Origin of the sequence: Microcoleus sp. PH2017_05_CCC_O_A (assembly GCF_020738785.1) — a bacterium.
Lineage (GTDB): Bacteria > Cyanobacteriota > Cyanobacteriia > Cyanobacteriales > Microcoleaceae > Microcoleus.
In genome coordinates this window covers 101,410-123,840 of sequence record NZ_JAEQCB010000013.1, presented here as the reverse complement: position 1 = coordinate 123,840, position 22,431 = coordinate 101,410, and the positions used below count along the sequence as shown (strand labels likewise).

18 protein-coding genes, 1 tRNA gene and 1 pseudogene are annotated in these 22,431 nt (G+C 45.4%); 7 read left to right on the top strand and 13 right to left on the bottom strand.

Annotated features, from left to right (window positions below):
* Nucleotides 1–176 precede the first annotated feature (176 nt).
* Nucleotides 177–416 (bottom strand): hypothetical protein, encoded by a 240-nt coding sequence (locus tag JGK20_RS04800; protein WP_293175258.1) that lies wholly within the window; start codon nt 414–416, stop codon nt 177–179.
* A 239-nt stretch (nt 417–655) separates the two neighbouring features.
* Here JGK20_RS04800 and JGK20_RS04795 point away from each other — a divergent pair, with 239 nt between their 5' ends.
* Together JGK20_RS04795 and JGK20_RS04790 are read left to right on the top strand one after the other, a co-directional pair.
* Entirely contained in the window at nt 656–1,672 is a 1,017-nt protein-coding gene (locus JGK20_RS04795) for a succinate dehydrogenase/fumarate reductase iron-sulfur subunit (RefSeq protein ID WP_293175260.1), read from the top strand.
* 93 nt (nt 1,673–1,765) lie between these two features.
* The gene (locus JGK20_RS04790; RefSeq protein WP_293175262.1) at nt 1,766–1,957 is read left to right on the top strand and encodes a chlorophyll a/b-binding protein; all 192 of its coding nucleotides are present in this window, start codon (nt 1,766–1,768) and stop codon (nt 1,955–1,957) included.
* A 521-nt stretch (nt 1,958–2,478) separates the two neighbouring features.
* Here JGK20_RS04790 and JGK20_RS04785 read toward each other — a convergent pair.
* The 5 genes and pseudogenes from JGK20_RS04785 to JGK20_RS04765 all read right to left on the bottom strand — a co-directional run bounded on the left by JGK20_RS04785 (nt 2,479) and on the right by JGK20_RS04765 (nt 7,422).
* The gene (locus JGK20_RS04785) at nt 2,479–3,111 is read right to left on the bottom strand and encodes a pre-peptidase C-terminal domain-containing protein (protein ID WP_293175264.1); all 633 of its coding nucleotides are present in this window, start codon (nt 3,109–3,111) and stop codon (nt 2,479–2,481) included.
* Nucleotides 3,112–3,262: 151 nt separating this feature from the next.
* Nucleotides 3,263–4,562 (bottom strand): annotated as a pseudogene (locus JGK20_RS04780) (DVUA0089 family protein).
* A gap of 104 nt (nt 4,563–4,666) precedes the next feature.
* Nucleotides 4,667–5,794, bottom strand: coding sequence for a redoxin domain-containing protein (locus JGK20_RS04775; RefSeq protein WP_293229554.1), 1,128 nt, complete (start codon nt 5,792–5,794; stop codon nt 4,667–4,669).
* 400 nt (nt 5,795–6,194) lie between these two features.
* Nucleotides 6,195–7,007 carry a Ycf66 family protein gene (locus tag JGK20_RS04770; protein ID WP_293229551.1) on the bottom strand — a complete coding sequence of 271 codons (813 nt, stop codon included), beginning with the start codon at nt 7,005–7,007 and terminating at the stop codon, nt 6,195–6,197.
* Between the two features lie 295 nt (nt 7,008–7,302).
* On the bottom strand, nt 7,303–7,422 hold the full coding sequence (locus tag JGK20_RS04765; protein WP_293175272.1) for a photosystem II reaction center X protein: 120 nt from the start codon (nt 7,420–7,422) through the stop codon (nt 7,303–7,305).
* 77 nt (nt 7,423–7,499) lie between these two features.
* Here JGK20_RS04765 and JGK20_RS04760 point away from each other — a divergent pair, with 77 nt between their 5' ends.
* Both JGK20_RS04760 and JGK20_RS04755 read left to right on the top strand, forming a co-directional pair.
* Entirely contained in the window at nt 7,500–7,670 is a 171-nt protein-coding gene (locus JGK20_RS04760; protein ID WP_293175274.1) for a hypothetical protein, read from the top strand.
* Between the two features lie 34 nt (nt 7,671–7,704).
* The gene (locus tag JGK20_RS04755; protein ID WP_293175276.1) at nt 7,705–7,989 is read left to right on the top strand and encodes a YggT family protein; all 285 of its coding nucleotides are present in this window, start codon (nt 7,705–7,707) and stop codon (nt 7,987–7,989) included.
* Nucleotides 7,990–8,262: 273 nt separating this feature from the next.
* Here the strand turns inward: JGK20_RS04755 and accC are convergent, their stop codons facing one another.
* A complete protein-coding gene (gene accC, locus JGK20_RS04750) occupies nt 8,263–9,615 on the bottom strand; it encodes an acetyl-CoA carboxylase biotin carboxylase subunit (RefSeq protein ID WP_293229548.1) in 1,353 nt (450 codons plus the stop codon).
* A gap of 229 nt (nt 9,616–9,844) precedes the next feature.
* Between accC and JGK20_RS04745 the strand changes: the two genes are divergently transcribed.
* The 3 genes from JGK20_RS04745 to mazF all read left to right on the top strand — a co-directional run bounded on the left by JGK20_RS04745 (nt 9,845) and on the right by mazF (nt 10,742).
* Nucleotides 9,845–9,928, top strand: a tRNA-Leu gene (locus JGK20_RS04745).
* A 230-nt stretch (nt 9,929–10,158) separates the two neighbouring features.
* Entirely contained in the window at nt 10,159–10,401 is a 243-nt protein-coding gene (locus JGK20_RS04740; RefSeq protein WP_293148968.1) for an AbrB/MazE/SpoVT family DNA-binding domain-containing protein, read from the top strand.
* Entirely contained in the window at nt 10,398–10,742 is a 345-nt protein-coding gene (gene mazF, locus JGK20_RS04735) for an endoribonuclease MazF (RefSeq protein ID WP_293175280.1), read from the top strand. Before JGK20_RS04740 ends, mazF begins: the two co-directional genes overlap by 4 nt.
* A 194-nt stretch (nt 10,743–10,936) precedes the next feature.
* Here the strand turns inward: mazF and JGK20_RS04730 are convergent, their stop codons facing one another.
* From JGK20_RS04730 to JGK20_RS04705, 6 genes are all read right to left on the bottom strand, one after another.
* The gene (locus tag JGK20_RS04730; protein WP_293229546.1) at nt 10,937–12,424 is read right to left on the bottom strand and encodes a hypothetical protein; all 1,488 of its coding nucleotides are present in this window, start codon (nt 12,422–12,424) and stop codon (nt 10,937–10,939) included.
* A complete protein-coding gene (locus JGK20_RS04725; protein WP_293208164.1) occupies nt 12,421–12,771 on the bottom strand; it encodes a hypothetical protein in 351 nt (116 codons plus the stop codon). Before JGK20_RS04725 ends, JGK20_RS04730 begins: the two co-directional genes overlap by 4 nt.
* A complete protein-coding gene (locus JGK20_RS04720; protein ID WP_293229543.1) occupies nt 12,764–16,072 on the bottom strand; it encodes a CHAT domain-containing protein in 3,309 nt (1,102 codons plus the stop codon). The genes JGK20_RS04725 and JGK20_RS04720 overlap by 8 nt, the downstream gene beginning before the upstream one ends.
* 275 nt (nt 16,073–16,347) lie before the next feature.
* Nucleotides 16,348–17,022, bottom strand: a complete 675-nt coding sequence (locus JGK20_RS04715) for a DNA-binding response regulator (RefSeq protein ID WP_293229540.1) — start codon at nt 17,020–17,022, stop codon at nt 16,348–16,350.
* A gap of 346 nt (nt 17,023–17,368) precedes the next feature.
* Complete coding sequence (locus JGK20_RS04710; protein WP_293229537.1) at nt 17,369–18,640, bottom strand: FAD-dependent hydroxylase; 1,272 nt, start codon at nt 18,638–18,640, stop codon at nt 17,369–17,371.
* A gap of 356 nt (nt 18,641–18,996) precedes the next feature.
* Complete coding sequence (locus JGK20_RS04705; protein WP_293202704.1) at nt 18,997–22,140, bottom strand: PAS domain-containing protein; 3,144 nt, start codon at nt 22,138–22,140, stop codon at nt 18,997–18,999.
* Nucleotides 22,141–22,431 lie beyond the last annotated feature (291 nt).

The following is a 22,431-nucleotide window of genomic DNA, read 5'->3' as shown; positions in this document are numbered from 1 at the left end:
TCCCTGTTCAAATCAGTACGATCGCCCAAAACAGCTAAATCATTAACCGAGGCTGTTAGCGCGTGCAAATCTAACACAACGTTTCGATTTTCGATCGAGCCGATCAAAGCTACCTCTAACAGGTAAAATTGCCCGTAACTGTGCCATTAGAGCCAGGTGCGCTAGCACCCCCTCGTTCATCGCCAAGATGTGCTACCCCTAGATGCTTGCGATTCTGTGGAGCTCAGCAGCGAGGAAACAGGCTGTGGCTGCTTAGGTGCTGCCAAGCCAACCGATACAAAGGAAGCGACCATCAAAACGCCGTAAACAGCCACAGATAGCTTGCGAGTTGCCAGTCCCACCCATTGAGGATTTACTAAACCCAGACAAAATGCTGGCGTTGAAAACATGAAAGTTAAAACAAACAAGCTGGACATCAGGCACCTCCTCCTTCGCGAACTGCACCGATCGATCACTTGTTTATCCAATTATCAGCTAAAAAATCCGCTGAAAACAGTTGCGATTGATGATTTATAACTTAAGGATTATTGCCGTTTCTCAAACAATAATCAAGCTGCTTAAATCTCACGCTTTAGCTAGTTGTTAAAAAATAAATGTCTTTTTATATCGCCAGAAAATCTAGCTTAAAATAGAAACTAAATTCTTTACTCAAAATATGCAAGTCCGCTTTAACGTAGTCCGCCAAAATCAAAACGAGGCTCCCCGCGTTCACACTTACACCCTAGACGTGGATGAAAGCAATACCATCCTAGACTGCCTCAACAGCATCAAGTGGGAACAAGACGGCACTTTAGCTTATCGCAAAAATTGCCGCAATACAATTTGCGGCAGTTGTTCGATGCGAATTAACGGGCGATCGGCTTTAGCTTGCAAAGAAAATGTCGGTAGCGAACTTGCGAGATTGCAAAAAATAGCCCATTCGAGTTCAGCAGAACAGCCAGCCGATTTTATCCCAGAAATTACCGTCGCCCCCATGGGAAATATGCCGGTAATTAAAGATTTGGTGGTTGACATGACCAGTTTTTGGGACAACCTGGAAGCTGTTGAACCCTATGTCAGCACAGCCTCGCGAGCAATTCCCGAACGCGAATTTCTGCAAACTCCCGAAGAGCGATCGAAACTCGACCAAACTGGTAACTGTATCCTCTGCGGCGCGTGCTATTCTGAGTGCAACGCTCGGGAAGTCAACCCGGAATTTGTCGGCCCCCACGCCCTCGCCAAAGCTTACCGGACGATCGCCGATTCCCGCGACAGCGAAACCGAAAATCGGCTGGAAAAGTACAACGAAGGAACCGCAGGCGTCTGGGGCTGCACCCGCTGTTACTACTGCAACTCGGTTTGTCCGATGGAAGTGGCGCCGATGGATCAAATTGGTAAGATTAAACAGGAGATTCTCGATCGCAAAGACGACCAAGCCAGTCGATCGATCCGCCACCGCAAAGTCTTAATTAATCTCGTTAAAGAAGGTGGCTGGATAGACGAGCGCAAATTCGGTATCGAAGTAGTAGGAAACTATTTCCGCGACGTTCAAGGCTTGCTGAGTCTGGGCCCGTTGGGTTTAAGAATGCTCGCCCGCGGCAAATTCCCCTTGTCCTTTGAGCCTTCTGAAGGTACCGAAACCGTGCGAGATTTGATCGAATCGGTGCAAAATTTAGAAAAGTCGGCAGATTAGCGATCGGCGGTCAATTTCGGGTAAATTACAAGTTGTGCGATCGGCAATCTTCCCAAAAATCCTGACTCAAAACTCACAACTCAAAACTTTTAAATGACTGCTAAAACACCTCCATCACCAAAACCGACAACTCCAAATACCCCACAACCAGCAGAACCTGCTTTTGGCTGGAATGCCTACGCCGAAAAAATCAACGGACGATTTGCAATGGTGGGATTCGTGGGACTTTTGCTGCTAGAATTCTTCACCCGCCAGGATTTTTTTACCTGGCTGGGCTTGCGTTAAATTCAGTATAACTCGGTGGATAGCTACTGATGCGTAATATCATTTCCGCTCCAACAACACTGTAAAATTGGTTCGATCGTTTGGACTTCAAGTCCTCATGATCCGAGGACTGAAGTCCGAACAATCAAACAGCTTTATTAGGGTAATTTGGGTGCATATAGCCTTTCTCAAAAAGATGAGGTATGACTGACAGCTTATATAATCAGTTCAACTAAGAGGGCCCAAGCCCAACAACGTACCTCATCTCTCTGAGAACCGCTATATCACTTTTCAAGAGGGCGAAGCATGACCGCATATAAGTTATTAGTTATAATCTCATATTTACTGCGGTCATGCTTCGCCCCTACACACATATTTGCAAAACCTGAGATGCACCCGGTAATTTGCCCGACATGATATACATCCTCTCCCTGAAAAACAGGTAAAAAAATAGATAATCATCCATTTTCAACCTACATTCCTGCTTGTAAAACCTGGAAATTGAGTTAAGTAATAGAAATAGATACTGGATTTAGAGCCAATTAATTTCCAGTCACTTCACGGATAATCAAACTGTACTTACCTTTACCTTTTGGAGGTGGATCGTAAGCATTGACAACTACGCGGTAGCGGCCGCTCGCAGACAAGGTAAGAGTTAGCTCAGAATTGGAATTTTGCTGCGTGACATCATCATTTTCTCCCAGTAGCTCGCCCTGGGAGTTGAGAACAGCCAGATAAGTATCAAACTCGCTACTTTCTACATTGACAACCACTTTCTGACCCTGAGTGCCTTCAAAGGTGTACTCATCGTACAAACTGCTGTCCGAGGGCAGTACCGAAGACTTAGAAGTTGTGAGTTCTCCCTTTTGCTCTAAAATGATTTTTGACGATCGCCCATCAGGACTTGGCGAAGGTTGTACAGTTGGGGTCTGAGTTGGCGAGGCCTTTGGAGTTGGCAGCCCAGAAGGCGACGGGCTGGGGCTTGCTTGAGCTAAAACAGCCTTGCCCGCTTGACTCGCATTATGTGAATTTTGAGGAAATTCTGCTGAAACGATCGGGGAACTGCTGTTAGTAACTTCACCTGGATTTGACACTGGTACCGAGAGAGTCGGTTTCCCAGAAAAAATAGCTAGTAGAGCAATTGGCGCGATCGCCCAAAATCTAATTTGACCCATGAATTACCTCGATAGTCAGTTGACAGTTGACAGTTGACAGTTGACAGTTGACAGTTGGCAGTTGTCAATAGTCAGTTGTTAGTTGTTAGTTATGAGAATGAAGAACGTTTTAACTGCCAATCACTAATCACCAATTACCAATTACCAACTTTTAGCGGATAGTTAGATTGTAACGACCCCGACCCGAAGCATCATAAGCATTGACAATCACGCGGTAGCGACCCGTAGCTGGCAAAGTAACGCTCAGAAACGCATTTTTGCTCGAATCGCTCGCATCGTCATTTTCTGCCACTAATTTGCCGTTAGGGTCAAAGATAGCCACATAGGGATCGAAATCTGTACTTTCCAGGGAAATGCTGACAGACTGACCCGATCGACCTTCAAAAGTATACTCGCGATACAGACTGTTATCAGAAGGCAATACCGGGCCACCTGCGACTAAAGCGCCTTCTTCTTGCAAAATCGCCCTCTTGCGCGATTTCGCGCTCGTTGGGGCCGAGCAAAATTAAATAAGGGTCAATCTCTTGACTTTTCATTTCTATTGTGATTTGCTGTCCCGCTTTTCCCTCAAAGGAGTAGAGGTCAAAAAAGCTGTTGTCTGCGGGCAGAATGCTAGACTTGTCGGTAAGTTTGCCTGTGACGGCGGGCCCGTTTAACGCAACTTTTTGAGGTGATTTGCTGCCAAATGGCGATCGCCTTTGAGCAACGCGGGGAGCTCGCCCTTCTCGCACCGCACTCAAGAAAGCTGGCACTTTGTCTATGACAATTGCAAAACCGATACCGATATTGCCTCCGCCCTGGCCGCGAGTAAAAATAGAAGTATTGACGCCAATTAATTCTCCAGAACTATTAAGCAGCGGGCCGCCGGAATTACCGGGATTGATGGCCGCGTCAGTTTGAATTAAGCCACGGGCTGCGTCGATGCGGCTGACGATTCCGACTGTAAAAGTACCTTGAAATCGACCGAAAGGATTGCCGATCGCAAATGCTTGTTGTCCGACTTTCACCGAACCGGCACGGGCTAAAGGAATTGTCGGCAAATTGGTTTGACCGCGAATCTTCACCACGGCTAAGTCTAAACCTTCTTCGCCGAATCCAACGACATCGGCGACCAGTTTTCTGCCGTCTGACAAAATTATATTTACGGTACCGCCGGCAGAAACAACGTGGGCGTTGGTTAACACCATGCCGTCGGGGCTGATAATTGTGCCGCTACCGTTAGATTTAGCTGTATCGACGGTAACAACCGCCGGACTGGCTTTTTCGTATACCCGAATATTCGTTTGTTCTTCGGCATTTTCGGCGATCGCGCCTGGGAAACGCACGGAGTTAAATTCCGCTAAATTTGTTGATTGCCGCACAGGGGATGTCGCAACCACCGCAGTGGCGCTGGCTGTTACCCCAACCGTTAAAATTCCCGATACTGCTAAACTTAGAAGTTTGAAATTCATGGCATTGATTAGTATTTAGCGATCGGTAGCTAGTAATTAAGTTTTGTTCCTAACTGCTAACTACCTTATGTAATTATTTTAGGACGTGCACAGCGGTAGTGAGCTTACTCAGCGGGTTCTCCAATTCGAGAATCCGAGTCGTCAGCCAGATACTTAAAATTAGCTTGCCGCACCTTGGCATCCTCATCGCCATAAAAAAATGATAGCAAAGCAAAGCGCTGACCGCTAATCACAGGAGTTGCTTCGTGCAGCACAGAACACGAAAAAATAATCGCCGTACCAGAATCCCCTTTATAACCGTGCGGTGCGTACTCTGGAAACCGCAAAAATCCCCCCGTGTACTCCCCCACATTCAAGTTTAGCGTCATCGCAAACTTGCGGTGCAGCGTAGCTTTGCTCGTATTGTCGCGGTGCGGCCGAAAATAACCGCCACTCTGGGCATCGTAACAGCCCACCAAATACCGCTCAAACCTAGTGATTGTAAACTGAAAAGCTTTTTCTACTTCCGGCCGCACCCGGCGCAAAATAATCGCATTCAATCGCTGCTGTAACTTCGGGTCTTCAATAAAGAAATCTCGGCGCTTCTTGAAAGTGTCGTCGTGAATGCCAACAGTTTTCTCGTCTATTTGCCTCATAAAGCCCGAGGGACTGCCACCGTGAGCTTTGTACATATCGATCAAACTGCGGCAAGCTGAAGAGTCCAAAACATTAGGAATTACCAACACCGGGGCGTGAGGAGTTGCCGGTCGCCCTTCCTCCTTTGGAGGCAAAGTTTTGAGAAAATTTAATACTTGCTGGGCGTGTTGGTGCGGTTCGCCCATCGGCAAAATATTAATTACCTGAAGGTTTTCGTTGAGAATAAAAGTTTGGGGTGCATACTGAACTCCGGCAACTCCATTTTCTTCGACATCTCGGGAAACACCGTACTGCTGACTGACTTTTTTGTCTAAGTCCCAGAAAAAGATGAATGACGGAGCCATTAGTGTGACTCTGTTTTGTTCTTTGTCTGCTGCATCAACGCTCACTCCCAACAGCGGTACTTGCAAAGTCTTGAATTCTTCTGAAAGCTCTTGAAAGCTTTTGAGGATAACTTGGATTTGTTCAAAAGCTGCGCTAGCAAAGAAAAACAGCACGACTCGCCGGCCGCCAACCGTCGAGAAATGAAATAAGGGGTTATTGCTGGAAGCAATCGAAAACCAAGGCGCCGGATCTCCTATTTGCAGTAAGGGCATATTGCTAATTTTAGATTTTAGATTTTAGACTATTGTACTTTGGGTTAGTTCCAGAGGTTGTATTTTATGCGATCGAAGGGGTTTGTAGTGAGGACTTTAGTCCGCAAAAATCAGAACAGGTTTGTAGTGAGGACTTTAGTCCGCATAAAGAAGGACTAAAGTCCTCACTACGAACCTGATAAGGATTATTTTATAGGAATACTATTAAATATATTTAAATAGTTTTTTTGGGGAATTTTATGGTTATTTTACTTGACCGAGCTGTCTTTAAAATTTTATTTTATAGTTATTTAAACATTCTAAGATATGAGAATAAGTAGATGGGCATCAATAAACGCAACTTAATTTTTGTCTTGCTCGCGGGAGAAATGTTTAGTTTAACCCACCTACTTATCTTTGCCTATTTGTCGAAATTGGGGGAACTATCCGGTTGGTCTTCCGGGTATTCTACGGGGCGATACTCCACGTAGTCCGATGGCGGTGCTTCCACCTCGCGGTTGCTGGGGCGAGACCTCGATGCTTCCGCTGGCCGAGGTTTTTTGGTTCTCGGCGGCGCGTCAGAACTGCGGTTTTCCGAAGTTGGGGGGCGGTTGCGGCTGCTGCGGGCCGGTCTTTCTTCGGGGTTGTCTGAAACGTCCCAGTTGTCAGAGCCTTGGGCGGGCGGGGCTTCTGGGCGCGCCGGACGTTTGCGCGAGGGAGGGCGATCGATCGACTCCCGAGATGTGTTCGCGCTACCGTTGCGATTCGACGAAGGACGGCGGCGGGGCTCATCGTCGTAGGTTTCCCGCGAGGAACGACTTTCTTGACTACCTCTAATCCGGGGACGCTGCGGGTAGTCTTCCTCTGGTTCTATCTGGTCGAAGTCGTTATCGTAGCCGTCGTAAGCGTAGGCGTTGCTGACTGGTCGCTCTTCATCTACGTATTGCGATCGACTTTTAGCTTGGGCTGTGGTCGCTCCCCGCAATTTGATGCTTTCGGCTGCAAAAAATATGGCGGAACCTGCAAGCAGAAATTGACCGAATGCCAGAATTGGGTCAAGCCGCCATCCTTGAAATAACAGAATACCGCCACAGAGCAAGCCCACGGCTGCAAAAAAAATATCGTGGTCTCGGGCTAGTTTGGGACGCCACGATCGCAGAAAGTACAGTCCTGCCCCTGCTACTGCTAGGATGATCCCTAACAGGCTGCTCAAGTTCAATCCTAAATTGACCATTAGCCTATCTCCTATGTCTTTCCTATGTTAGCGAGTTAGATTTTACTTCTATCATTAAGTCTGTCAGTCTGTTATTCCGACTGTGGTTTCACAGGGCAGCCTCCGATCGGGCTTTCAGAAGAGGTTCGCGCACCTTATAGTAATGAGTTTAACGGGAAAAAACCTCAGCTTGGCCGTCAACTGAAGGTTTTGCCTTCACAGTTGCTGGTAGCCGAGGTTTTGGAAGCGGGGAAATGCCCGATCGTGCGATCCCAAAATTGACTCGCGCGCCGGACGCTTGAAACCCGCAGACTTTTTAGGTGCGCTTGATTTTGTCTTTTTGGCTGATAAAGATCAGGGCGATCGTTGCTGGAATGACTACCAGCGAAATGCCCACAAGCAGGCTGTACAAAAAGTTAGCGAGTGAAGGAGTCATAAATTCAAAGCCTTTGTTACAACAATTTGATTTTTATTAATTTTATCAGCAGTCAGTTCTCAGGGAGAAGTTCGGCAATGGATTTTGCAAGGGATGTGGTGCTACCAGCAATATTTTTACCCTGGAAAACTCTCAGTCTCGCACCCTCAAACCCTCTAACTCTTTCCATCCGAAGGTATAAGGCCGGAAAAATTTTGTCGATCGTGTTCGATCGCACCTGTGAAACGGTTAAAATTATGAAAGGCTGACGTAACAAAACTTAAGATTTTCGAGATAAGACCCATGACTGGTATTACCGTTGCAAGTTGGATTCTGGGCTCTGTCCTAGTGGTGATGACTTTGCTGTTTATTTTTCGGATCGTCCTGACTTGGTATCCCGGCGTGAACCTGAGCAGGTTGCCGTTGAGTCTGATTGCTTGGCCGACGGAACCTTTTTTAGTCCTAACCAGAAAAATTGTAGCGCCGATCGGCGGAGTGGACATTACACCGATTATTTGGGTGGGCATCTGTAGCTTGCTCCGGGAAATGATGCTCGGCCAGCAAGGTATTTTGACGATGATGATGTAAAATTCATTACTCATATCAAGGTACGTTGTTGCGCTTCAGCGCTCTTGTGCACAATATAAGGAGCCCAAATTAAATAATTTACACATATTTTGTGGGATGGGCGTCCCGCCCGTCCTTTCTTGACGGGCGAGACGCCCATCCCACGATGATGTAAAATTTGTTACTCAAATTAAGGTACGTAGTTGCGCTTTAGCGCTCTTTTGAATATATAAAGAAAGAGCGCTGAAGCGCAACTACTTACCTTTGTTGCGTCCAGGGTTGGATGAATGACCACTAACCATTTTGGCTCATGAACTGTTCGACAAAGTTCGTGTAAACCTCGCCGCTGAGAAATTCCGGGCTATCGAGGATTTTTTGGTGGAAACTGAGGGTAGTGGGAACGCCGGTAATCGCGCATTCCCGCAATGCCCGTTTCATCCTGCGAATGGCTGAAGGTCGATCGCGCCCCCAGACAATCAATTTACCAATTAAAGAATCGTAGTAAGCAGGTATTTCGTAATCGGTGTAAACGTGAGAGTCCATCCGCACGCCAGGGCCGCCAGGAGGCAAAAAGCCGGTGATTCTGCCGGGATGGGGTCGGAAGTTGCGATCGGGGTCTTCAGCGTTGATCCGACACTCGATCGCGTGGCCGCTGAGAATTACTTGGTTTTGCTTAATTTGCAGTTTTTCTCCTTGGGCGATCCGAATTTGTTCGGCGATCAAGTCGAGCCCTGTAATCATCTCCGTGACGGTATGTTCGACCTGAATCCGGGTGTTCATTTCCATGAAGTAGAACTTGCCCGATTTGTCAAGCAAAAATTCAACAGTTCCAGCACCCGTGTAGTTAATGGATTTAGCCGCAGCAATCGCAGCGTGACCCATTTGATCTCGCAGTTTCTGGCTGAGGGCGGGGCTGGGCGCTTCTTCCAGGAGTTTCTGGTGTCGGCGCTGAATCGAACAATCTCTTTCGCCGAGGTGGATGACATTACCGTAGTTGTCGGCGAGGATTTGAATTTCGATGTGGCGCGGTTTTTCGATGAATTTTTCGAGGTAGACTCCGGGATTGCCGAAGGCTGCATCGGCTTCGCCTTGGGCTGCTGAGAAGAGTTTGGGGAGTTCGGATGGTTCTCGGACTAGCCTCATACCGCGGCCTCCACCGCCGGCGGTAGCTTTGATCATCACAGGATAGCCGATCTCGCGGGCTATTGCTAGAGCTTCGCGATCGTCCGCCAGCAATCCGACACTACCGGGGACTGTGGGAACTTTCACCCGCTGCATAGTTTCTTTGGCGGTGGATTTGTCGCCCATCGCCCGCATCGCAGCCGGACTTGGGCCGATGAAAGTAATTTGATGATCCGCACAGATTTCGGCAAATCGGGCATTCTCCGCGAGGAAGCCATAGCCAGGGTGAATCGCTGCGGCGTTGCGCGTCAGGGCGGCCGAGATGATGTTGGGGATGTTTAAATAGCTTTTGCTGCTGGTGGGGGGGCCGATGCAAACGGCTTCGTCTGCCAACTGAACGTGTAGGGCGTGTTTATCTACAGTGGAATGAACGGCGACTGTGGCAATCCCCATTTCCTCGCAGGTGCGTAGTATGCGGAGGGCGATTTCCCCCCGATTAGCGATTAAAATTTTCGAGAACCCCATCTTCGCTGCTTAATTCACTCAATATTCTGTAGAATAGTCCCTTTCGGTATGTTCTGGATAATGGTTTCCCATAAATTCTTAATAAAAATTTATTTTACAATTTGGTGGTAGTTGTGCTATGGTTTTAAATCGGTGGTCTAAAAGGGCTAGTCACAAGTTAAATTTCAGGAACCTCAACCTGTGAATCTTTAACTGGTAACGCAAAAAATCCCACAGATTGTCAGAAAGAGCGGATGTGGCGGAATTGGTATACGCGCACGCTTGAGGTGCGTGTGGCATTATGTCCTTGCGAGTTCGAGTCTCGCCATCCGCATTGAATATATGAAACAACTGTTGACAGTTTTGACTGTTGGCGGTTGTTTTGTTTTTGATGGGTGGGTAGTCAGAAACCGGGTTTTTGCGAGAATATTTGGTTACAGGCGAAGATTCGGGAAAAAACCCGGTTTCTTGGATTTTAGTTGCTATACTGTAGACACTCTGTATATACATCCTCAAAAAAGGGTGAAGTCCTCAGAATAATATCACTAGCTAGAGGATTGGGCTATGGTTGGGACGATCGCAAAGTGGGGAAACAGTCTTGCTGTTCGGATTCCACAGCATTTAGCTAAAGAGATTAACTTAGTGGAAGGTTCCCAAGTGCAGCTTGTCTTGATAGATGGTAGGCTGACGATCGAGCCGATAACTCGTCGGCGGTATTCGCTTGAGGAGTTGATTGAGGCCATTACCCCAGAAAATCTTCATACTGAGATTGACAGTGGAGTTGCTGTGGGGAATGAAGTTTGGTGACACAATCAAATCCCTACATTCCGAGTCGAGGCGATATTGTTTATTTAGACTTTGACCCCACTAAAGGACACGAACAAAAAGGACTTAGACCTGCTTTTGTGCTGTCGCCTCGTGCTTATAATCAGAAAAGTTCTTTAGCTTTATTTATGCCTATTACCAAGCAACAAAAAGGGTATCCTTTTGAAGTTGCTTTACCAATTGGATTAAAAGTTCAGGGAGTTATTCTTGCAGATCAAATCAAGTGTCTAGACTGGAAAGTTCGCGGTGTTCGATTTGTTGAATCTGTATCTGAAGATGTGATTGAGGAGGTACAGACCAAAATTGAGCCGTTGTTATTCTAAAAGTGGTGGCGAGAAACCGGGTTTTTGTGACAGACTTGGTGACAACTCCTAGATTTCGGGAAAAACCCGGTTTCTTAGATTTTGGATTGTGGGTGGGTGGCGAGAAACCGGGTTTTTGCGACAGACTTGGCGACAACTCCCAGCTTTCGGAAAAAACCCGGTTTCTGTGGTTTTGATGCGCCCACAAATATCAATTAAGAGGGAGGTAGACTTTCGCGACTAGATGAAATTGCCTCCACAGGTGATGATTTACTCTGGAGGTGGCGTTTAGTGAAAAACCAAGCCAACCATCCCAAGCCACCACCGCACAAACAACTCACCACAACCGCAATAACGAAGGGATGAGGCGGTAACACAGGATGTTGAGGAGAGGGAAAATCCCAAGGTTTTTCGATTAAGGGGTAGCCGGCGGCTAGGATTCCCGCAAAGCCGACTCCGACACCGATACCGGTACCGACTGCTTGAATCGTATTTTCTAATTCTCGATCGCGATTCTTCTCATTTATCTCCTTATCCTGTAAAGTTTGTTGTAATTGGCGATCGGACTTAGCTTGTTCAATTTCCACCAAACCCCGCAATGTACTGATAAATTCGCTAATTAAGTCTTTACCCGGTTGGATATAGCTAATATGGGTTTCTATCTGATCTAGGTAGCGCTTACAGGTAATTTCTTCAAACTTTAGCCAACTGGAAATATCGCCCGGTTGCGCTATTTTGTCTAAGTAGTTTCGATGGTTGATTTTATTGACTTTAATTGCGGTATAGTCTGCTTGCAAATTTCGGAGTTGCCGTTGATATTGCAGAGATATTTCTGGGATTGATTCAAGCAGTTTTTGCAGTTCCTCTAATGGCTTATTTTGCTTAAATTCTTTAATCTTTGCTTCTATGTTACTATAAGCTTCTCTGGCTCTAATATAACTTTCTCGCCCTTCTTGGTAGACATATTCAATTTTGTGGCGAGTCCAGAGTGACCCAAATAAAGCATCATAAACTGCGGGAATATCTGGAGATATTGCTTGATTATCGATCCAAACTAGAATCCGATAGAGTTTATTAAGTTGATTTCCTTGGCTAATTTCATATTCAAATAAGGGAACTTTGAGTAATTTGTCTTCATTGACTAATCTAGCTGTAAATTTAGTATTTTTCAGTAAACTTGCAACTAATTCATTAGCGATGCCTTGACATTCTGCATCACCTACTTCTGTTTCTCCATAAAGCCAGATGGTTTCACCGAGAGTGTTTTCTGAATAGTCTAAAAAGAGGCTGCTAGGTTCAAATAAATGAAGTTCTTCTAGTGTGATATCTTGGTCAGGATTTTCGAGAAATAAACTTAGATCGAAAGCATAGGTATCATTCAATAAAAACGGTTGTAAGTTCCCGCTAATCGCTAATCCATTGTGGCTGATAGTAGCAAAGTCGATCTGTTTTTGCTCTTCTGTTAGCCATTCGTTGATTAAATTTAAAGCTTTTGTCTGATGTTTGAAAATCTGTGATTGTTCATCTAATTCATAACAAACTAACTTTGCTTTCAAATCTTTTAGTTCAGTGAAAGGTAGTTTTTCACTGATTTTAATCAGATTTTCCCAAATCAAATCAGCTTGAGGTGAAACTCGATCGAGAGATTCACCTAAAGTCTGATTGAGATGGAAAAAACAAACACTGATACTAAAATTTTTCATGGAGAAGACGGTGTATCTGGCTTTGGTTCAGGAGGTTTTTCTTTAGCTATAATAGCATTCTCTATGCTTTCTTTCGTAATTTCACTTTGTTCTCCCGGCTTAGTCGATGATTTCCCTTTTCTGCCTAACTTCTCTATATTTAATTGATAATATTCATATTTTCCTCGTATCTTGTTTTTATCATTTCGTGGTAGTTCCTCTATCCATTTTTCAATGAGTTTGATATTATCTTCATCGTTACCTGTCCATTGCTCTTTAAGAGAAACTAGGGCATCTTTCAGATTGACAAATAAATCTAATTCAATTAGTTTCTGGAAGATTTCTAATTTTGTGATGCTATTACTCATATTTTTGCTCTCCTTTGCCAGCCGCACAGAACCCGGCCCAGTGATAGGGATTTTGATATATTTTATCATTGGTTCCCAGATTTTCCAATTCTATGTCCATATTACGTTGTAATATTCCTCGACATTCTTTGTTTAGGAGGTGACATTGCTCTATCCAGTCGAGGAAGCCTTGGATGTCGGTGTCTCGCATCCAGATTTGGGCTTGGTTTAATGACAGGGCGAATTTACCGGGTTGCTGGGAGAGGTTTTCGTAGGTTTTGATCATTAAAATTGCTGTGGAAAAGGCGTTTACTGACCACAGGGTGACGTATAAACTGGGACTACCTGCCAATAGGAAACCGCTGGTGAAGCTGATGTATTCGTCGGTGTCGTCGGGTTGAACTTGTCCGGTTTCGCAGGCGGAAAGGGTGACTAGGCTGCATTCGCTGAGGTTGAAATAGCGGATGATTTCTTCTAGGGTGAGAGTGCCGTCTGCTAGTTCTAAACCAGATTGTAGCGGATCGTTGGGGTTGAAGGAACCGTGACAGGAAAAGAACAGATGGTGGCTGTCGGCGACTCTTTCGGCTATTTCTAGTTTTGACTCTGATAGTTCGCCTTTTTTGGCATTTCCTTTAGCTAAAATTTCTGAGTTGAGGAAGATATTTTTGATGGTTTCTACTTCTATGTCGGCAGCTAACAAGTTATCTGTGGGGTTTTGGATGGCGAATAATTTATCGAATTTACTACGTTTGTATTTTTGGACTTGGTGTAATAGTTGACAACTGGGGGCGTAGGAAACTCCACCGGGAAAGGCATCTATCAAACATTTGGCGGTGTTGTTGGTGAGTGGGAGGGCGTGGAGAGGGAACAGGTGGAGGTGACGATGGGGAATCAGGATTAGTTTGTCGCAGGTTTTGGGAATGGCATTAACTATTTGATCAATATGCAGAATTTGGGCTAGTTTTTTGAGCTTATCACTTAAAGGTATCTCCCATTTTTCATCGCGGAGTTGCTTGAATTGTTCAATTTGTTCTTTTTCAGGTAAATGTCGATCGATATCTGCTGGATAATAATCTCCTAAATATTCCCTAGTCCAATCAATTAATTTATCTACATCAGACTCAGAAAATCGTAAAACTTGTGGTTGTGGGTTATGCTTAGTGATGATGAAAGCACAAAAACTATTACTCAAAATATACCATTCGACAATTGCTGTTTTTTTATCGGCTAACTGCTGAATTTCACCAAAATTGAGAGGTGTATAAGGATATTTTGCAGCCAAATCTTGGCGTAGTTGGTTGATGATGTCATAGTTTTTTTCTTCAGCTTGTTTTAACCGTTCATTTTCCTCAGCAATTCTCCGCGATAGCAACTCGATTAAGTTTTGCCCCTTAGAACGATCGGCATATTCCACAGCTTCGGTGTAGCGTTTCAGTTGGATGCAAACTTCTACCATACCCAGATAGAGTCTATTCCATTTTTCGGCTGATTTCTGTTTGCTTTCATCCCCAGATTGAATCTCACCCCGTAATAATTCTACTGTTTCAATTGCTAGGGCATAAGTATCGTAAGCGAGTTGCCATTGCTGGTTGCTTCGGTAAAGAGTACCTAAATTAGATAAAGTTTCTGTATAACCTTGCGGGAAAGCCTCACGAGTTCTGATAGTTAAAGCATTTCCATAACACTTTGTCGCCTGTTCGATATTCTCAGCTTTCTCTCCCCTGATTCTGTCACTGTAGGCTATTGCCAGATTATTTTGCGTCATTGCCCATTTTTCGGGAAAGGCATTGCGGGTGTAGATGGTTAATGCAGCAGTGCATGATGCGATCGCCAGTTCGATATTCTCAGCTTTCTCTCCCCTGATTCTGTTTCTGTAGGCTATTGCCAGATTATTTTGCGTCATCGCCCAATCTTCGGGAAAGGCATCGCGGGTGCGGATGGTTAATGCAGCAGTGTAAGATGCGATCGCCCGTTCCACATTATCCGCCCGCGAACCCTTGATTCTGTCTAAGTAGGCAGTAGCTAGGTTATTTTGAGTCATTGCCCATTTTTCACGGAAATCCTCAAGGGTATAAACTGTTAAAGCAGCGTCAAAAAAGCTGATCGCCTGTTCCAGATTTTGGGCCTGATCGCCTTTGATTCTTTCAATATAAGTACCAGCTAAGTTATTTTGAGTCTCTGCCCATTCTTCAGGGAAATCCTTAAGAGTACGAACTGTTAAAGCAGCGTTATAAAAGCTGATCGCCCATTCCAAATTTTCTGCCTGATCGCCGTTAAGTCTGTCACCGTAGGCATTGGCTAGGTTATTTTGAGTCATTGCCCAATCTTTAGGGAAATCCTTTAGGGTGCGAACTTTTAAAGCCTCGTTATAAAAGTTGATCGCTAGTTCCAGATTTTGGGCCCGCGAACCCTTGATTCTATCACTGTAGGTATTGGCTAAGTTATTTTGAGTCAATGCCCATTCTTCAGCGAAATCCTTTAGGGTATAAACTGTTAAAGCTGCGTTAAAAAAGTCGATCGCCAGTTCCAGATTTTTCACCCGATCACCGTTGATTCTGTTTTTGTAGGCAGTGGCTAGGTTGACTTGAGTCATTGCCCATTCTTCAGCGAAATTCTGAAGAGTGAAAACTGTTAAAGCTGTGTTAAAAAAGCAGATCGCCTGTTCCAGATTATCCGCGCGCGAACCGTTAATTCTGTATAAGTAGGCATTGGCTAGGTTGACTTGAGTCCTTGCCCAATCTTTGCTCCCCGGTTCCCGATAACTTAAAACTATTTGATAACCAGTAATGGCAATTTCAATATTGTTCGTTCTGTTTGCACGGGGAAATTGAAAAATACGAACACTTAAATTTTCAAAGATTCCGATAATTAAGCTAATTTCTTTTGTATTTTTGCTGATGACAATTAACTTCTTGACCACTTCCTGTAAAATCTCGCCAAAACGGGCATTGAGGAGATGTTGTCGTTGACCGAGGATGGAGTGAATTACTTTAATATCGCTACCGCTAGCTGCTGCTGCTTGCAATAATTCTAAGATAAACTTTACATATTCTTGGGAATTTTCACCTTCTGAGTCATCGCTATCTCCCTCATCCTTCCCATCCAAGAATTGCCCTACCTGACTGGCCAGATTTCGCAGGAAACTAGCTGGATTTTCCTGTCCTTGTTGTGTCAAGTTTTCTGCTACTGACTCGCAAGCTTGGAGAAATCCGCGATCCAATAATTCTAAGTTATCTTGTAATATCTGTGATTCGTCTCCGTTAGGGCAAGTCAGGAGAGTCTGAATTAGTTGTTGGTAGGCTTCGGCGCGGGTTTCGTCCATTGTGGGGAGTTATCAATAACACCGATGATTATTTTAGCATGATTGTACGATATTTTGTAGGGGCGGGTTCACCAACAATATATAACAATTATCAACAATCTGGATAAACCCGCCCTGTCACCACCGACAACCTACATCAACCTGAAATTTGCATCGCATAGAAAAATTGTACATGATGATTTATCGTTGGGTTGGGGCGGGTTTTTGAGATTGTTTGTTTCAGGCGATTATTGTTGGTGAACCCGCCCCTACAAAATACTGAACCGTATCAATTTCTACCCAATCTCGTGCAAGAAATCGAAATTACCGTCTCCCACAGACTTTTTAAGCGTATTGATAATTTTCGTTGTATTATCGTAAGGCCCTTCAACATAACAAGGTTCTCCATTGCGACCGAAATTCAAGCCGATTTCGCTGGTTGATTCTCCTAAATGAGCCTTCGACTGCTCGAAATCGCGATGCGGTTCAAAGCCTAATTTTTTGGCATAGGCGATCGCACCCCAAACCAAAGCTTGTGCTTGCTCTAAACTAATCTCCTCGTATCCCAGAAACTGCGAGTAAGCATTCTCAACAAGATTTTTATATTGGCTATCGTTGCAGTTACGTGGCGGCATGGCATCCTTCACTCCCAAGCACCAGTAGTCGATCAAATAAGAGGTTACAACAAAACGATTGTAGCCCTTGGAACGGGTAACCATCACTAAACCCAAACCGCTCATTTCAGAGGTTTCATTGCCCAACAATACCTTCGCAAAATTTACATCGACGAGACATTGAGCAACGGGCAATAACTCTCCTTTTTCGGCGCTAGCGAGGGCTGTTTGTTCTGCCTGAGATATCAGAAATGTACTGACTTCGGATGCTTTCAATCCTAACTTTCGGGCAATTTGTTTGGGCGTTAATTGGCGATCGCGCAGGGTGAGAATCTCTTGTTCTTGTTCGGGTTCCATGGTTTTTCTACTGCTGTTAGGGCACGGTTCGATCTGAGTAGATCATTGTATCGCGTTTTTGCGACAAACTTCTTAAAATTGCAAAGTTCCAGGAAAAACCCCGGTTTCTTTGATGGTATTATACGATATTTTGTAGGGGCGGGTTCACCAATAATATCTAACAATTACCAACCATCTATATAAACCCGTCCCCACACCACCGATCGCCCACGTCAACCTGAAATTTACATCGCATCACCAAAATTTATATGATGATTTATCGTTGGGTGGGGGCGGGTTTTTGAGATTGTTTGTTTTGGGCGATTATGGTTGGTGAACCCGCCCCTACGGGGATGTATGAAAGAACCTAGTTTTGTCCTAATTCTGGCGGCCGCCCCATCAAACCTGTCATCAAGCGCAATGCTAAAAACCTCACCGGCGGAATTGTCCGCAAACACCACAATCCGAAGCGACGAAATGCTACAATTGGCATCCAAGTATTGGAAAACAATCTATCGAGAAAATCGGTAAATCCCAACACGATTAAGTTTTCTTTTTTTCGCCAATTGTGATACCGTTTTAATACTCGCAAATCGCCGATGTCTTCGCCTTTCTGGTGGGCTTGCTGCAAGATTTGCCCGATCGCACCTGCGTCTCTAATACCCATGTTCAATCCCTGTCCACCCACGGGATGGCAGCAGTGGGCGGCGTCGCCAATGAGTGCTAGTCTGGGCAATACGTATCGATCGCTCTGCATTAACTGCACAGGAAACAAAAAGCGATCGCTCTCCAATTCCAAACGCCCCAAAAGCCCGCCCGTGCGCTGTTCCAACAAAGCTAAAAACTCTTTTTCGTCCATAGACTGCAAAGCTTTTGCTTCCGCGTGGGGTGCTGTCCAAACTACTTGACAGCGGTTCCCTGGTAATGGTAAGACTCCCATCGGGCCGCTCGGCCAAAAGCGCTCAAAAGCAATATCGTTGTGCGGCTTTTCAGCTTTAATAGTAATGGCAACGCAGGATTGCCAGTATTTCCAGCCGTGGGTGCCGATGTTGGCTTCGCTGCGGATGCGCGATCGCGAACCGTCAGCAGCAACTAATAATTTGGTGCGAATTGTGCGAGTTTCGCCCTGTTGTTTGATTTGGATTTCGGCGCAATTAGTTAAATATTTTACCTCGACTACTTCCGCAGGACAAACCCAACTAAAATTTGGGTTTTTTGCTAAGGATTCTTGCAAAGCTGACAGCATGACTCGATGCTCGCCAACATAACCTAATGCTGTTTTTGGTACGGGTAATTTGCCAGTATTTCCTAAATCCGGGCGGTGGAATTCGACGATACCGGGATAGTCGCCGTCGCAGAGGCTAATTTGCTCGAAGGTGGTGATTTGCGGCAAGATTTGCTCCCACACGCCGAGGCCTTCTAAGATCATTCCCGATAGCAGGGTGATTGCATAGGCTTGTTTTTTGGCTGCTGCTGCTGCGGGGAGTTGGGTTTCTATGATGGCTATTTTTAATCCTGAATCTTTGAGGGCGCACGCTAAGGTGGCGCCGACTATGCCGCCTCCGACGATCGCGATATCAAAGTCTAATTCCTGGGTTTGCGCGGAGGCTGTTGTTGCAGAAAGTTGGTTTATGGGCATTTTCAAGGGATTTTTTTAAGTGAATAATTATATTTACTCTTGTATTGTAAAGAATTATTTCGATTTTGGGCGATCGACTGAGACGGGGAGATGACTATTTTGCAAGGTGCGACGCTTGCTACTGCGGAGTGTTTTCTGTGGCGATCGCAATTACTGGGTATGTAGTTGGGCTTTAGCCCCAAGAGCGCTGAAGCGCAACTACGTACCTGGTTGGTATGTTGTTGGGCTTTAGCCCCAAGAGCGCTGAAGCGCAACTACGTGCCTCGGAGCGCTGAAGCGCAACTACGTACCTAAGAGCGCTGAAGCGCAACTACGTACCTAAGAGCGCTGAAGCGCAACTACGTGACACTCAGAAATTAATGACTGATGACTAATGACTGATTACTGCTCACCATTTCCTTTTCCTTGATGTTTTCCGTTGCTTGGGCTGATAGATTCTGGGAAATGGGAATCTCTATGATAAACTCTGCACCTTTCCCGGGTGCAGAAACACATTTCAATTTTCCTCGGTGTTTTTCAACTATAATTTGATAGCTGATTGATAGTCCTAAGCCAGTGCCTTTGCCGACGGGTTTGGTAGTAAAAAATGGATCGAACAATTTGCTCATAACTTCAGGATTGATTCCCATCCCGTTGTCGGCAATCCGAATGGTTACTGTGTCTGAATTTGCACTGGTCTTAATCTCAATGGTGTTGGGGCTAGCATATATTTCTGTTGGAGAACGCTTGCTGTTGTATTCTTCGAGGGCATCGATCGCATTTGCTAACAGATTCATAAATACTTGATTGAGCTGACCTGCATAGCACTCGACTTTGGAGAAGCTGCCGTAGTTTTTGATAATCTCGATCGCCGGACGAACTGCATTAGCTTTGAGCTTGTGCTGCAAAATTACTAAAGTGCTTTCGATTCCTTCGTGAATGTCTACTCGCTTCATCTGCGATTCGTCGAGTCGGGAAAAGTTACGCAAGGATACAACTAAGTCGCGGATGCGATCGGCTCCTACTTTCATTGATTCCAAAATCTTCGGAAAGTCTTCTATTAAGTAATCAATTTCTATCTCTTCGGCTGATAAAGCAATTTCCGTGACGGGATTTGGGTATTTTTCCTGGTAAAGGTTGAGCAGATTTAGCAAGTCTTTGGCGTATTGGCTGGCGTGGGTGATGTTGCCGTAGATGAAGTTAATCGGGTTGTTGATTTCGTGGGCGACTCCGGCGACTAGCTGGCCGAGTGAAGAGATTTTTTCGGTTTGGATTAGTTGCGCTTGGGTTTCGTGCAAGTCGCGGAAAGCTTTTTCGAGCTGGGCTGCTTGCGATCGATACTGTGCTGCTGATTGCTTGAGTGCTTCCAATACTTGGACGCGATCGCTAATATCCGTGTGCGTGCCCACCCATTCGCGAATGCTGCCGTCTGTTGCTAAAACTGGGACTGCGCGCACCCAAAAGTGCCTGTAGCTGCCGTCAGACGCCCGCAAGCGGTGTTCGACTTCATAGAGGTTTTTGGTTTCGACTGCGCGCATCCAAGCTTGCAGCGTGAGATCGCGATCGTCTGGGTGAATTGCCGAAAACCAGTTGTTTGTGGCTTCCTCCAAGCTTTGGCCTGTATATGCCATCCAGTCTGTGGGCGCGATCGGCTTTCCTTGTGCGTCTGTGATCCATACGAGTTGCGCGGTAGCAGCGATCAGCGATCGGTATCTTTGCTCGCTTAAACGCAGGGCTGTTTCGGCTTGGAAGCGATCGCTGATGTCGCGGGCGATGGTAGAAATATATGCGAGTTGGCCGTCTGGTGCTGAGTGGGAGATGATGACTTGGCTGACGGGAATTTCAACTCCCGAGGCTGACACGAAGGCTGTTTCTCCACTCCAAACACCGCCTGAGATTGCGGTGGCGATCGCTTGCTGGAAGGTGCTGCGGGCTGAGGCTGCGGCAAATTCTCCAACTTGTTTGTTCGATATATCTTCGTTTTCGTCGATACCCACCATTTTTCTGCCTGCTTTGTTCATGTAAACAGCGTGCCCGTCGAGATCGCAGATACCTACAAAATCCGGCGTTGCTTCGAGAATTGCTGCCAGACTTCTGTTGGCGACTTCTGCTTGTTTGCGATCGGTAATATCCCGCGCGATGCTAACTATACCGCTGATTTTTCCTTGCCCGTCTCGGTAAGCGTTTTTTGTCGAAAGAAATGTCCGTAATTTTCCTTGAACTGGCAATTCTTCTTCCATTACTTGCGTTTTTCCCGCTGTCACGATCTGGCGATCGGTTTTGGTAATATTGGCCGCAATTTCCGCAGGAAATAACTCGCTGTCATCTCGGCCGATAATGTCGTCAAAAGACTTGCCAATGATGCTAGCTCCCGCAGCGTTGAGCATCATGTAGCAGCCCTGAATGTCTTTGACAAATAGGGCGGTCGGCGTACTGTTAATGACTGTGAGCAACAGGTTGTAGTTTTTTTGGAGCGCCTGCTCTGTTGTGTGAGAATCGAGAATTTGCTGCTGCAATTGCTCGTTAGCAAGTTGGAGTTCAAGAGTCCGTTTCTCAACTTGACTTTCTAAGTCTGATTTAGCTTTGATCAGCCCCAGTTGGGTTCGATAGCGCCTTCGGTCTGCGGTGCAGAGACTTTTCGCATTCTGCCAAATCAGAACAGTAAAAACGATCGCGTTCAATACGCTTAACAGCGATATTCCTAGCTCCGGGGAGTAGGCTTGCAACCGCTCTCCCGAGATGATGAAGTAACCAGCCAAAGTCGGAATAACCATCGCCTGTGGCAACAACCGCCTTGCCATGATGCCGCCCGCGCGATCGCTCACAATTACTGCTATCAATCCTCGCTCTGGACTGGCAAATAAAATCCCCAGGCTCAGTAACATAAATGCTACGGAGGTGTGCAAAGCCATTCCTGTATAGCCAATTGTGTAAAAGAAAGGTTTGCCGTAGATGTAGCCGATCAAACCCAGATATGCAATTAAAAATGCACAACAGCTTAAGATTTGAACCCGCAGGTATTTGGGGCGGCGTAGAGACAGCAGCAGCAAGGCAGTTCCCTGCAATAAAAAAGCAGTGGCAGTATTCGGCGCCATCCGTCCCGGTGCTGAGATACTTGTGAGGTTAGAATTGTCTTTAAATAGCAGTTGGTCGATGCCTAAGTCTAAATTAGAGCTATATTGAATTAGGGTGAATAGACTGATTAATATAATTAAAAGTGAACTGGAAACAATTAAAGCTTTATCTATTTTTTGAGCTTTAATTGTTGTTGATTTGGCACGCCTGCGCTGTTGCAGAAACAGAGACAATCCGCTCAAAATAAAGCAGACCGCTGTGTTGGCTTTCATGCTCGGGAGTTCTGGAAAAATGCTCTTTAAGAGTTGCAGGTCGAAGATCCAACCCAACATGACTGTACAGCCGATCGCGATTACTGCAATACCAGCCTTTTTGGAAAAAGACTGGAGTGCTGCAATTGGGGTTGAGGGCGGCTGCACTTTTTGCGATCGTTCAAAAAATTCCAATTTCTCGCTCCCTCAAATTATGTGGGTTTCTAGGTGTTGAAGGTAACAATAAACACTCTACTTATATTGTTGCTAGATATACCAAGCTGCTTAAGAGATTGTTAAAACTGCGTAGATAGCACATAATACTAACTATGTTATCTAACTTGAGATAGAGTGTCAACTAAAGTAACAGGCTTTGATGTATAAGGCATTGGTCAGAATTCAATAATTTTTCTTGATTGTTAGTTAAAATAAAAAATTCTTTTTTCTTTCGGATTTGTCCTTATTGTTTGTTACTTATTCCTTGTT